Genomic DNA, 11,701 nt, shown 5'->3' with positions numbered 1-11,701 from the left:
GGTTTGCCCGGGGGATGGGGCCCCGCCCCGCACGGTGGGGGGGCGGGGGGCCCCTTCCGTCGTACCCGCCCGCGGGGGACGGGTACGGAGAGCCTTTTCCGGCGACGTCCGACGAGCGGTTTCGCGATACTGCCGGAATGACGGATGAACTGACGATCAGACCGGAGAAGACGGCGGTCGAGGGCGGGGAACGTCGGTCGCTGCGGGGGGACGTGTCGGCGCCGGCGCTGCTGGCGGGGCTGGTCTGCGTCGCGGTGTCCTTCTCCGGGCCGCTGGTGGTGGTGCTCGCGGCGGCCGCCGCCGGGCGGCTGGACGCGGCGCACACCGCGTCCTGGATCTGGGCGGTGGCGATCGGCAGCGGGGTGAGCGGCTTCGCGCTCAGCTGGTGGACCCGGACGCCGGTGGTCACCGCCTGGTCCACCCCGGGGGCCGCACTGCTGGTGACCAGCCTGGGCGACTACCCGTACCGGGAGGCGATCGGGGCGTTCCTGGTGAGCGCGGCGGTGGTGACGCTGTTCGGGGTGACCGGCTGGTTCGGCCGGCTGATCGCGGCGGTGCCGGTGGGGATCGTGAACGCGATGCTGGCGGGCATCCTGTTCTCCTTCGGCGCCGGGATCTTCGGCGCGGTGCACAGCGCGCCGGTGCTGGTGGTGGGCAGCTTCGCGGCCTTCCTGCTGGCCAAGCGGTACGCGCCCCGGTACGCCGTGCCGGTCGCACTGCTGGTCGGCGGGGTGCTGGCGGCGCTCACCGTCGGGCTGCCGCTGCACCCGGGCGCGGGCGGGCCGACCGTGCCGGTGCTGACGGCGCCGGCCTTCTCCTGGTCCGCGGTGGTGGGGCTGGCGCTGCCGCTCACCATCGTCGTACTGGCCTCGCAGAACGCCCCGGGCCTCGGGGTGATGCGGGCCTTCGGCTACCGGGCGGACGACCGGCTGCTGATCGGCTCCACCGGCGCGATGTCGCTGCTGATGGCGCCGTTCGGCTCGCCCGGGGTGAACCTGGCCGCGATCACCGCGGCGATCTGCTCGGGCCCGGAGGCCCACCCGGACCCGCGCCGCCGGTACGTCGCGGGGATGTCCTCGGGCGCGGGGTACGTGCTGGTGGGCAGCTTCGGCGGGGTGCTGGTGAGCCTGTTCACCGGGCTGCCGAAGGAGCTGATCGCGGTGATCGCCGGGGTCGCGCTGCTGGCCTCGCTGCAGGGCAGCCTGGCGGCGGCGGTCGCCGAGGAGCGCGGGCGGGACGCGGCGGTGGTGACCTTCCTGGCGAGCGCCTCGGGGATGAGCCTGTTCGGCATCGGCTCGGCCTTCTGGGGGCTGCTCTTCGGGCTCGGCACCCACCTCCTGCTGGACCTGGGGAAGCGCCCCCGCGGTGGGCGAGAAGATTGATTGGTATGACCGGGATGATGTGGATCGTTCGGCCAGGCCGGTGACATTTTCGTCCGCCGGTAGGGGCGACACGCCGGTCCGGGTACGTCTCCGCTCCACCACCCGGGCGACACCGGGTGACCGGAACCCCGAGGACGCACCCGTATGCCTGCTGGCAAGCCTGGCCGTCTCGTCCGGAGTCTGCCCGCCCTCGTCCTGGTGTCCACCGCCGTGCTCCCGGCCGCCCTGGAGCTGGTCAGCCCCTCGCCGTTCGGCGTGATCGGGCCGGGCATCCCCGTCGACCGGGCGGTGCCCCCGCACAGCGCGCTCCGCGCCGACCAGCGAATTCCCGCGGCCGCCCCGACCTTCGACATACGCCGGACGGGGGACCCGTCCAACCGGATCACCCTGGTCCTGCTCGGCGACGGCTACACCGCGGGCGAACAGGAGCTGTTCCGGCAACAGGCCGACAAGACCTGGCACGCCCTGATGGACATCGAGCCGTTCCGCACCTACCAGGGGTTCTTCAACATACGGCGGGTCGAGGTGGTCTCCCCGGTCTCCGGGATAGCCGAGACAGAGAGCCGCAGCCGGAACCTCGCCACCCCGCTGGGCATGCACTTCTGGTGCGAGGGCACCGCCCGGCTGCTCTGCGCCGACGAGGGCGCCACCGCCCGCTACGCCGGGGACGGCGCCGGGCCGCAGTACCTGATAGCGCTGGCCAACTCGACCGAGTACGGCGGCGCCGGGGGCACCGGGGTGACCACCCTGGCCGGGGGCAGCCCGGACGCCGGGCGGATCATCCAGCACGAGATCGGGCACACCGTGGGGGACCTCGGCGACGAGTACGACAGCGCCCCCGACGACGCCGACTACCCGAACCTCTCCACCCTCAACGCCGACGACATGCGGAAGAAGCGGACCAAGTGGTGGCGCTGGCTGGGCGCGGTGTCGCCGGACGGCGCCGGCACCGTCGGGGCGTACCGCAGCGCCAACGGCCTCTACCGGCCCACCCCCGACTCGGTGATGCGCACCCTGGGCAGCGCCTACAACCTGCCCTCGCGCGAGGCGATCATCGAGGAGCTGTACCGCAAGGTACGGCCGAACGACGCCCCCTCGCCGCCGCCCGGCGAGGTCACCGGGCGGCCCCGGCTGGACGTCCGGCCGGTGCCGCTGACCGGCTCCCGGCAGCTGAAGGTGGACTGGAAGGTGGACGGCGTCCCGGTCACCACGCAGGCCCCGGACAGCGGCTCGCTGGACACCGCGCTGCTCGACCTCGCCCCCGGCCGGACGGCGACCGTCACCGCGACCGTCCGGGACACCACGGACTGGGTGCGGGACGAGGCCTTCCGCGACCGCTACATGACCAGGTCGGTGTCCTGGACGGTCACCGGCTGAGCGGCCGTCCTCACCCCAGGCTGGGCCTCCCATCATGGGATGACTAACCTGGACGAACTATGACCGTGGAGCCAGCTCGTTCAGCCCCGTCCCTGTCCGTACCCGCTCCCCGAGCCACCACGGAGCCCCCGGCCGCCGCCCCGGCCGGCGGCGACCTTCCCGCCCCGCCCGGCGGGCGCGCGGCCTGGCTGGCCTGGTCCATCGGCGTCAGCGTGTACGTCCTGGCAGTCATCCACCGCACCAGCCTCGGGGTGGCCGGACTGGACGCCGCCGAGCGCTTCGGCATCGGCGCCTCGGCGCTGTCCACCTTCTCGATCCTCCAGGTGCTGGTCTACGCGGCCATGCAGGTCCCGGTCGGCCTGCTGGTCGACCGGTTCGGACCGCGCCGGGTGCTGCTGCTCGGCGTGCTGCTGCTGAGCACCGGCCAGCTGGCCTTCGCCTTCAGCTCCTCCTTCGGCCCGGCGCTGGCCTCCCGGGCGGTGCTCGGCTGCGGCGACGCGATGACCTTCATCAGCGTGCTGCGGATAGCCGCCCGGTGGTTCCCGGCGGCCAGGAACCCGTTCGTCGCCCAGCTGACCGGCCTGGCCGGGATGGGCGGCAACCTGGTCACCACCGTGGTGCTCGCCCAGGCGCTGCACAGCGAGGGCTGGACGCCCACCTTCACGGCGATCGCGCTGCTCGGCGTGGCGGTGTTCGCGCTGGTCGCGCTGTTCCTCAAGGACGCGCCGGTGGCCGCCGTACGACCGGTCGACCCGCCGGCCGCCCGCCCGAAGGTCCGACGGCAGGTCCTCGACTGCTGGCGGGAGCCGGGCACCCGGCTGGGCCTGTGGATCCACTTCACCACCCAGTTCCCCGGCAACGCCTTCGCCCTGCTCTGGGGCATGCCCTACCTGGTCGAGGCCCAGGGCATGTCCCGGGGTGAGGCGGGCGGGCTGCTGACCCTGCTGGTGCTCTCCAACATGAGCTGCGGGTTCCTCTTCGGCCGGCTGCTCTCCCGCTCGGCGCGGGCCCGGATGCCCATCGTGCTCACCGTCATCGCCACCACCGGCCTCGGCTGGGCGCTCGTCCTGGCCTGGCCCGGCGGACACCCGCCGATGTGGCTACTGGTCGGGATCATCCTGGTCATGGGCAGCAACGGCCCGGCCTCGCTGGTCGGCCTGGACTACGCACGCTCCCGCAATCCGGCCGAGCGGCTCGGCACCGCCTCCGGGCTCGTCAACATGGGCGGCTTCATCGGCACGATGGTCACCCTCCTCGGCATCGGGGTGCTCCTGGACGCCCTCTCCCCGGCCGGCGCCGAGGTGTACTCGGCCACCGCCTTCCGCTGGGCGTTCTGCTGGCAGTACGTGCCGCTGGCGGTGGGGACGCTGATGATCCTGCGGCTCCGGCGGAAGGTCGCTGCGGCCGGCGCATAGGGCTTCCGACCTGCGGAAATTCGGCCAACTATCACTGAAAGTGATGGTTGGCCGATTGCTACAACCCGAGGCCGCGGAGGACTTCGGTGATTTCTGGTGGTCGACCGTAGAGCTGGACCCGGTCAATGAGGCAGAGAACAGTGCCCTCCGGAGGCACGGTCGGTGACGGAGCTGGGCGGACCACTGATTGCGGTTGCTCAGTTGCTGCTTCTCGGAGGCGGATCAGGTCCGCCAGCTTCAGCTTCGGGCAGCCCGGGACGACCCGGCTGCCGCGGATCCCGACCCGCTCCCCGCCCGGGCAGGCGAAGTACGCGCCGAACGGCGGTCCGCTGTCCTCCTCCCGGCTCGGCAGGTGAAGGACCATCTCCCCGTGCCGGCAGTGGACCGTCCCGTCCGAGTGGACGGTCAGGCCGGGCCAGTCCTCGTGGTCGATCTCCGCGACGATCCGCACCCGCTGGCCGATCGCCTCGGCCAGGGTCTCCGCCATCCGCCGCTGCTGGGTCGGGATGTCGGTGTCCCCTCGGCGGATGGACGGGAGCAGCTCGTCGGTTACCCAGGCCCGGAACGGCCGGGCGGACTTCTTCTCCGACCTCATGAGGAGGTTGTACAGACCTGCCTCGCTCACCACGCCGAGCAGCGGATTTCGCTGCCGGTAGGGTTTCTGAGCTGCGGAAAGGTCGTAACCCTCCATTGGATGGAGGGTTACCGACCGCAGATCGACGGTGCGGTGCTGATGGGGTTCCAAGCCGTAAACGGCAGTGGTCGGATTCTTTCGACCCACGATCCGACACACGTCCGCCGTGACGAACCACGGCTCCCCGTCGATCATCACGACGCGGATCGGCTGCCCCGTGACCGGGAAGCTCGACCGCACCAGCACCATCTCTTCCTGCTGTCCCTGTTCGTCGTCCATCAGGACGCTCCTCCTTCATCCGGGTGACGGCATGACTGCCCGGAGTAACGAGGCCGAACAGGTGAGGTGGCTGGTGCGGGGTTGACGCATGGATGCACGAGTGGTGCCGACCCGGCGCACGGTCGTGCGTGTACGCCGGGTGGTGCGCGTCGTGCGCGCCGATGGACCTCAGATGGTGACGGAGAAGTTGGCGAGCACCCGCTCGGCCAGCTCCTTGTCGCCCTCGACGCTCACCGGGCCTGGCCGGCCGCGGCCGCAGGCGAGCCGGACGTAGGTCTCCCAGCCCATGGTGAGCTGGACGTCGGGGGCCAGGCTGATCGACTCGTCCACGCTGCCGCGGCCGGTGGAGTCCACCCGCACGGTGCGCAGGAACTCCACCGGGCCGGTCACGTCGACCACCAGCGTCGTCCCGGCCGGGGCGCCGGCCTGGCGGGCGACGGCCTTGGGCAGCAGCGCCAGCAGGAAGTCCCGGGCGACCAGCGCGCCGGGGGCGTCCAGGTTGCCGGGGGTGTCCAGGGCCCGGCGCAGGTCCTGCTCGTGCACCCAGACGTCGAAGGCCCGCAGGCGCAGCAACTCGTGGTAGGGGATGTCCCTGGCCAGCGGCCCGGCCGGCGAGCGCACCGGTTCCCCGGGCGTCTGCTTGGCGTTCCGGAGCGCGCGGGAGCGACGGATGATCGTGTACTCCAGCTCGCTGGTCATCTCCAGCGCGGTGTGGCAGCGGCGCTTGTCGACCGGCAGTTCGACGTAGCGGGCGAACTCGGTGGTCACGTGGCGAAGGTCACGCGGCAGCGAGTGGATCGGGCGCGGGTCGCCGAGCAGCTCGGACTCGACCGCGATCACGTGCGAGATGACGTCCCGGACCGACCAGCCGGGGCACTCGGTGGCCCGGTTCCAGGAGCCTTCGGGGAGGGGGGCGACCAGCTCCGATATGGACTCGACGCTCTGCGTCCACGCCTCGGTGTAAGCCTGCACGGTCTGGTTGTCCGTCACGGGAATCTCCGGCCCTCCGTCAGCTTTCCTACGCTCCGCGCCCGGCCGTCGCGGTCGGCCGGGATGTCCGGCTTCCGGGCGCACACGCTAACCGCACGTTACGCTGCCGGGAGACAGCTGGGCAGCGCTTTCGGGTGACGATCGTAGGTCTCTTGCCGTGGACGGTGGTACTGTGCGCGCTTCATTGATCCAACTCGCGGTCTCCGACGCCGAGCCGCCCGCCGAACGGCGGGCCCGGGCGGCGTCGCTGGTACGGGCGCAGCGGGGCGCCGACCTGGTGGTGCTACCGGAGCTGTGGCCGCTAGGCGGCTTCGCCCACGACCTCTGGTCGGCGGGTGCCGAGACGCTGGACGGGCCCACCTCGGACGCGATGGCTTCGGCCGCCCGGGCCGCCGGGGTCTGGCTGCACGCCGGTTCGATCGTCGAACGCGACCCGGACGGTCCGATCTACAACACCTCGATGGTGTTCGCCCCGGACGGCGAGCTGGTGCACACCTACCGCAAGATCCACCGCTTCGGCTTCGACAGCGGCGAGGCGGTGGTGATGGGCGCCGGGCAGGAGATCGTCACGGCGCCCACCGAGTTCGGCACCCTGGGCCTGGCCACCTGCTACGACCTGCGCTTCCCGGAGCTGTTCCGGGCGCTGCTGGACGCCGGCGCCCAGCTGCTGGTGGTCCCGGCGGCCTGGCCGGCCAAGCGGCGCGAGCACTGGACGCTGCTGGCCCGGGCCCGGGCGCTGGAGGAGCAGGCCTTCGTACTGGCCTGCAACACCGCCGGGACGCACGCCGGGGTCGAGCAGGCCGGGCACAGCGTCGTGGTGGACCCGTGGGGCCAGGTGCTGGCCGAGGCGGGGGCGGGCGAGGAGGTGCTGACCGTGGAGTTCGACCCGGCCGAGGTGGGCCGGGCGCGCGAGGACTTCCCGGTGCTGCGGGACCGCCTGCTCGGCATTCCGGCTCCCGTCCAACGCTAGGGCGTGGGTCGGGAGGGTTGGTTCGTACCTGCTCCGGGTCGGTTTGAGAAGATGAGCACTCGTCGTGTTCCCTGCCGCCGGCCGGCCGGTCCGTCGCGGGTCGGCACGGCGGCCCGCCCGAGGAGGTCGCGCGCATGTCCGGCACCGGCGCTGGCGACACCCCCCGCCCCGTCATCCACCGCAACAGCCTGCGCGAGCAGATCGCCGGCGCGCTGCGCGAGGAGATGATGGCCGGCCGGCTGGAGGCCGGCCGCAACTTCACCGTCAAGGAGATCGCCGAGTCGTACGGCGTCTCCGCGACCCCGGCCCGCGAGGCGCTGGTCGACCTCGGCGCGCAGGGGCTGCTGCGGACCGAGCACCACCGCGGCTTCACCGTGCCGGAGCTGTGCTGGGACGACTTCCTGGAGATCTTCGAGTCCCGGGTGCTGCTCACCGACAGTTTCCACCGCCAGTTCTCCACCCGTCGGGCGCTGCCCGACCTCACCCGGCTGCCCTCGCTGCGCCGCCGGGCCGACGCTGCGGTGCGGGCCGCCCGAGCCGGGAACCTGGACGTGATGGTGGGCTGCGACCGCCGGTTCTGGCAGGAGGTCTCGGCCCTGCTCGGCAACCGCCGGATCGGCGACTACCTGGACTGGCTGCGGGTGCAGTCCTGGATGTTCGCCGCGCCCTACCTGCGCGCGATGCCCACCCTGGCGGGGGTCTGCTGGGACCGCCACCTGGACCTGGTGGAGGCGGTCGGCTCCCACGACCTGGTCGGCGCGCACCGGATCGTCTGCGAGTACAACCTGTTCACCGCCCGGCTGCTGGCCGGGCTGGCCGGGCAGCCGCTGGAGTCGGTGACGGTGCTCGGGCTGCTGACCGAGGCCGTCGGCGGGGAGCCGCTGCCCGTCCCGGTCGAGCCGCCGGCGCTGCGGCCGTCACCCCCGTCGGCAGCCGAGCCCGCGCCGGAACCGCGGCCCGCGCCCGCGCCCGAGCCTGGCGGAGCCCGGTCGGGGCCGCCCCGGCGGGGCGACGAGGTCGGCCGGGAGCTGGGCCGCGAACTGGGCCTCGGCCTCGGCCTGGTGCCGCAACCGCGCTGGGTGCCGTACACCCGGTTCGGCCGGCGGCTGCCCGAGCCGCCCCCCGAGACTCCGCAGGGACGGCCCGATCCGCACCCGGCCCCGGGCCGGTAGGGTGGGCGGTCGTCGAACCGGGTGCCCCGCGCGGGCCCTCCGGGTACCGACTCCGCCCCCGTCGTCGCCCCGCCCCCGCGGGCGATCCCGCCGTCCGGAGAGGAACTGCCGGCCATGGCCTGCGACCTCTGGCTCGTCCCGCTGGTGGACGTGCTGAGCCACAGCCCCGACAACCCCTTCCGGGACGACCTCGCGCTCTACAACGCGGTGCTGACCTCGCGCGGGCTGCCCGAGGTGCCGGTCTACCAGTTCGTCCCCGGGCTGAGCGGAGCGGTCGAGCCGATAGCCGCCTTCGACTACGACTCGCTGCACTTCCTGCGCCGCGCCTACCTGTTGGGCCTCACCGGCCTGGACATCACCCCGGTCGACGCGCTCGGCGGCGACTACGAGCAGCTGCTGGAGATGTTCGAGGGCAGCGCCGAACAGTCCCACCTGGTCTGGCACTTCGACCACGCCGGCGCGTACGTGCCGATCGAGTTCCCGGTCCCGCTGGTGGACGAGGTGCTGCTCGCCTCGGGCGGCCCGCTCGGCTCCAGCCACGGGCTGCTGCGCGAACTGCAGGCGGTGGCACCGGCGCTGGGCATCGACCCGCTCAACCCGCCGGACCCGACCCGGCCGCTCGGCCCGACCGGCCTGGAGCAGCCGTTCGGGCCGCCGATCGACGACCTGCACCCCTTCGCCCGGGAGCGGCACGCCTGGTCCGGCCTGTACGCGGCGGCGACCAGGAGCGTCAGCCAGGGATCGATGATCGTCTTCGCGTAGTGCCGGTTCGCGGCGGGCCCGCAGCCGGAGTCAGCGCAGCGGCCCCTCCGGCGGCCGCTGACGCGGCATGGTGGGCCTGGTCCCCGGCGGCGGCAGCACCCGCACCTGGGCGCCCACCCCGGGCTCGGTGCGCCCGCCCCACGACCCCGCGGACTGGGTGGGCAGCTGGGTCATCGACGCGCGGAACTCGAGCATCCACTCCGAGGTCTCGGTGCGGACCACGTCCGAGACGTCCTCGCAGAACCGGCGCAGCACGCCCAGGCAGCGCTCGGCGGCCTCGCCCGCGGTGCCCTCGGTCGGGCCGAGCACCTCGCGCACGCACTCCGACGCCCAGTCGAACTGGAAGGCCTCCAGCCGGCGTTGCAGCGCCTGTGCGGTGGAGACGTCCCGCATCCAGCCGGAGGTGAGCCCGAAGGCCCGGTCGGCGCCGTAGCAGGCGACGGAGAGCGCGAGGCCCACGTAGCCCCAGCTGGTGGCGTGCGCGACGGCGCCGGTCAGGCCCACCAGCGGGGCGGTCACCCCGCCCACCGCGAAGCCGGCCGACCCGAAGCGCAGCAGGCGCGCCCAGCGGCGCTTCCAGACCCGGTCCCGGCGGTACCACTCGATGGCCTCTACCGCCCGCTCCTCGGACCAGCGGTAGAGCTCCTCCAGCCGTTCGGCGGGCTCGCCCCAGTCCCCGAGCGGGAACTGGCGGGCGCTCAGATCGGTCCGGCGGCGGGTGGAGGCCCGCCGGACCACGGCTGCGGCGGGCTGGTCCTCCTCGCCGATCTCCTTGCCCCAGGCACTCTCCTCGGGCTGCATTTCCGGCTGGCTCACCTGTGGGGCTCCCTGTGGCGGGCGGGCGGCTTGGTCTGTCGGCGCATCGGCTGACGTGACGTCTGCCGGTGGTTGTCCAACAGCACTTCTTACCGCCAAATGGCTGACCGTGGGGGGCTTCCCCGGTGATCGTTACCGGTTTCGGCCACCGGAACCCGAGGTGGGACGGTTGCGGGGCACGGCGAGATTTCACCCGTCCGAGCGAGGCCCGGGCGACCCGCCGTCCTGACCCGGAGACCCGCCGCGCATCCGGACCGCCCGGGTTTGGAGGATCCTCCGACGTGGTCGGCGTACGGACCGCTTCTGCTGGAGGATCCGACGAGGCCGGGGAGCGGCCGGAACAGGCCACCGACTACGCTGCCTGGCGTGAAGGTCCTCGTCATCGGCGGCGGCGCCCGCGAACACGCCCTGTGCCGCTCCCTGTCCCAAGATCCCTCCGTGACCGAGCTGCACTGTGCCCCGGGCAACGCCGGGATCGCCCAGGTGGCGACGGTCCACCCGGTCGACCAGCTGGACGGCGCCCAGGTCGTCGAGCTGGCCGCGAAGCTCGGCGCCGACCTGGTCGTCGTCGGCCCCGAGGCCCCGCTGGTGGCCGGCGTCGCCGACGCCGTGCGCGCGGCCGGCATCCCGGTCTTCGGCCCCTCCGGCGCGGCCGCGCAGCTGGAGGGCTCGAAGGCCTTCGCCAAGGACGTGATGGCCGGCGCCGGCGTGCCCACCGCCCGCTCCTACGTCTGCACCACCCCCGAGGAGGCCGCCGAGGCGCTGGACGCCTTCGGCGCCCCGTACGTGGTCAAGGACGACGGCCTGGCGGCCGGCAAGGGCGTCGTGGTCACCTCCGACCGCGCGGCCGCGCTGGCGCACGCCGCCTCCTGCGAGCGCGTGGTCATCGAGGAGTACCTGGACGGCCCCGAGGTCTCGCTGTTCGCGATCACCGACGGCACCACCGTGCTGCCGCTGCAGCCCGCGCAGGACTTCAAGCGCGCACTGGACGGCGACGAGGGCCCCAACACCGGCGGCATGGGCGCCTACTCGCCGCTGCCCTGGGCGCCGGCCGGGCTGGTCCAGGAGGTCCTGGACACCGTCCTGCAGCCGACCGTGGACGAGCTGCGCCGGCGCGGCACCGAGTTCTCCGGCCTGCTGTACGCGGGCCTGGCGCTCACCTCGCGCGGCACCCGGGTGATCGAGTTCAACGCCCGCTTCGGCGACCCGGAGACCCAGGTCGTGCTGGCCCGGCTGCGCACCCCGCTGGCCGGCGTCCTGCTGGCCTCCGCCACCGGCACCCTGGACCAGCTGGAGCCGCTGCGCTGGGACGAGGGAGCGGCCGTCACCGTGGTCGTCGCCTCCGAGGGCTACCCGGCCGCGCCGCGCACCGGCGACCCGATCGAGGGCCTGGCCGAGGCCGAGGCGGACGGCACCGCGTACGTGCTGCACGCCGGGACGAAGGCGGACCAGGACGGCCGGGTGCTCAGCGCCGGCGGCCGCGTCCTGTCGGTCACCGCGACCGGCGCCGACCTGGCCGAGGCCCGCGAGCGCGCGTACGCGGCCGTGGACCGGATCTCGCTCAAGGGCGGCCAGCACCGCACCGACATCGCGCTGAAGGCGGCCACCGCCTGAGCCACCCGCGCTCCCCGTCGGCCCCCGTGCGAACCGCTCGCACGGGGGCCGCTTCCGTACGGCGAGCGAGCCGAAGGGGCGCGCCGGTGCCGAAAGGGAGAAGCGGGGGAGCGCCGACCGGCGGCACCGGGTCGGAGCGCCCCGGAGGCGAGCGAGCCCCAGGAAGGAGGAAACAACCCGCAGGGCGCAGCGCCTGCGGCGTTTCCGGGGCGGGAGTGGTTCCGGGGGCCGACGCACCGTTCGGCGGGCGGATTCCAGCCCATCGGGTGACAGCAACCGCATCCAGCTGA

10 protein-coding genes are annotated in these 11,701 nt (G+C 73.5%); 7 read left to right on the top strand and 3 right to left on the bottom strand.

Annotated features, from left to right (window positions below; genetic code table 11):
* The first annotated feature begins 137 nt into the window (after positions 1–137).
* The 3 genes from ACWCYO_RS00320 to ACWCYO_RS00310 all read left to right on the top strand — a co-directional run bounded on the left by ACWCYO_RS00320 (position 138) and on the right by ACWCYO_RS00310 (position 4,174).
* Complete coding sequence (locus ACWCYO_RS00320; protein ID WP_270145740.1) at positions 138–1,382, top strand: benzoate/H(+) symporter BenE family transporter; 1,245 nt, start codon at positions 138–140, stop codon at positions 1,380–1,382.
* A gap of 144 nt (positions 1,383–1,526) precedes the next feature.
* Positions 1,527–2,759, top strand: a complete 1,233-nt coding sequence (locus tag ACWCYO_RS00315; protein ID WP_449782889.1) for a M64 family metallopeptidase — start codon at positions 1,527–1,529, stop codon at positions 2,757–2,759.
* A gap of 59 nt (positions 2,760–2,818) precedes the next feature.
* Positions 2,819–4,174: an MFS transporter gene (locus ACWCYO_RS00310; protein WP_449782888.1), complete on the top strand. Its 1,356-nt coding sequence runs from the start codon at positions 2,819–2,821 to the stop codon at positions 4,172–4,174.
* Positions 4,175–4,232: 58 nt separating this feature from the next.
* Here the strand turns inward: ACWCYO_RS00310 and ACWCYO_RS00305 are convergent, their stop codons facing one another.
* On the bottom strand, positions 4,233–5,087 hold the full coding sequence (locus ACWCYO_RS00305) for a BRO-N domain-containing protein (RefSeq protein ID WP_449782887.1): 855 nt from the start codon (positions 5,085–5,087) through the stop codon (positions 4,233–4,235).
* A gap of 168 nt (positions 5,088–5,255) precedes the next feature.
* The gene (locus ACWCYO_RS00300; RefSeq protein ID WP_270145746.1) at positions 5,256–6,077 is read right to left on the bottom strand and encodes a maleylpyruvate isomerase family mycothiol-dependent enzyme; all 822 of its coding nucleotides are present in this window, start codon (positions 6,075–6,077) and stop codon (positions 5,256–5,258) included.
* A 172-nt stretch (positions 6,078–6,249) separates the two neighbouring features.
* Here ACWCYO_RS00300 and ACWCYO_RS00295 point away from each other — a divergent pair, with 172 nt between their 5' ends.
* From ACWCYO_RS00295 to ACWCYO_RS00285, 3 genes are all read left to right on the top strand, one after another.
* Positions 6,250–7,047 (top strand): carbon-nitrogen family hydrolase, encoded by a 798-nt coding sequence (locus ACWCYO_RS00295; RefSeq protein ID WP_270145748.1) that lies wholly within the window; start codon positions 6,250–6,252, stop codon positions 7,045–7,047.
* A 134-nt stretch (positions 7,048–7,181) separates the two neighbouring features.
* Positions 7,182–8,219: a GntR family transcriptional regulator gene (locus ACWCYO_RS00290; protein ID WP_333493480.1), complete on the top strand. Its 1,038-nt coding sequence runs from the start codon at positions 7,182–7,184 to the stop codon at positions 8,217–8,219.
* Between the two features lie 114 nt (positions 8,220–8,333).
* The gene (locus ACWCYO_RS00285) at positions 8,334–8,981 is read left to right on the top strand and encodes a hypothetical protein (RefSeq protein ID WP_270145750.1); all 648 of its coding nucleotides are present in this window, start codon (positions 8,334–8,336) and stop codon (positions 8,979–8,981) included.
* A 30-nt stretch (positions 8,982–9,011) separates the two neighbouring features.
* On the opposite strand, the gene ACWCYO_RS00280 is transcribed toward ACWCYO_RS00285, so the two are convergent.
* Positions 9,012–9,797: an SLATT domain-containing protein gene (locus ACWCYO_RS00280; RefSeq protein WP_270145752.1), complete on the bottom strand. Its 786-nt coding sequence runs from the start codon at positions 9,795–9,797 to the stop codon at positions 9,012–9,014.
* A gap of 366 nt (positions 9,798–10,163) precedes the next feature.
* On the opposite strand from ACWCYO_RS00280, the gene purD reads away from it, so the two are divergent.
* On the top strand, positions 10,164–11,411 hold the full coding sequence (purD, locus tag ACWCYO_RS00275) for a phosphoribosylamine--glycine ligase (protein WP_449782886.1): 1,248 nt from the start codon (positions 10,164–10,166) through the stop codon (positions 11,409–11,411).
* The last annotated feature ends 290 nt before the right edge of the window (positions 11,412–11,701 follow it).

Source organism: Kitasatospora sp. NPDC001683 (genome assembly GCF_053596495.1).
The sequence above is the reverse complement of the archived record's forward strand: the minus strand, read 5'-3'. Positions and strand labels throughout refer to the sequence as shown.

Bases quoted from the DNA above. Each gene is read 5' to 3' on its own strand.
- ACWCYO_RS00320 (WP_270145740.1), top strand. From the start codon at position 138: ATGACGGATGAACTGACGATCAGACCGGAGAAGACGGCGGTCGAGGGC.
- ACWCYO_RS00315 (WP_449782889.1), top strand. From the start codon at position 1,527: ATGCCTGCTGGCAAGCCTGGCCGTCTCGTCCGGAGTCTGCCCGCCCTC.
- ACWCYO_RS00310 (WP_449782888.1), top strand. From the start codon at position 2,819: ATGACCGTGGAGCCAGCTCGTTCAGCCCCGTCCCTGTCCGTACCCGCT.
- ACWCYO_RS00305 (WP_449782887.1), bottom strand. From the start codon at position 5,087: ATGGACGACGAACAGGGACAGCAGGAAGAGATGGTGCTGGTGCGGTCG.
- ACWCYO_RS00290 (WP_333493480.1), top strand. From the start codon at position 7,182: ATGTCCGGCACCGGCGCTGGCGACACCCCCCGCCCCGTCATCCACCGC.
- ACWCYO_RS00285 (WP_270145750.1), top strand. From the start codon at position 8,334: ATGGCCTGCGACCTCTGGCTCGTCCCGCTGGTGGACGTGCTGAGCCAC.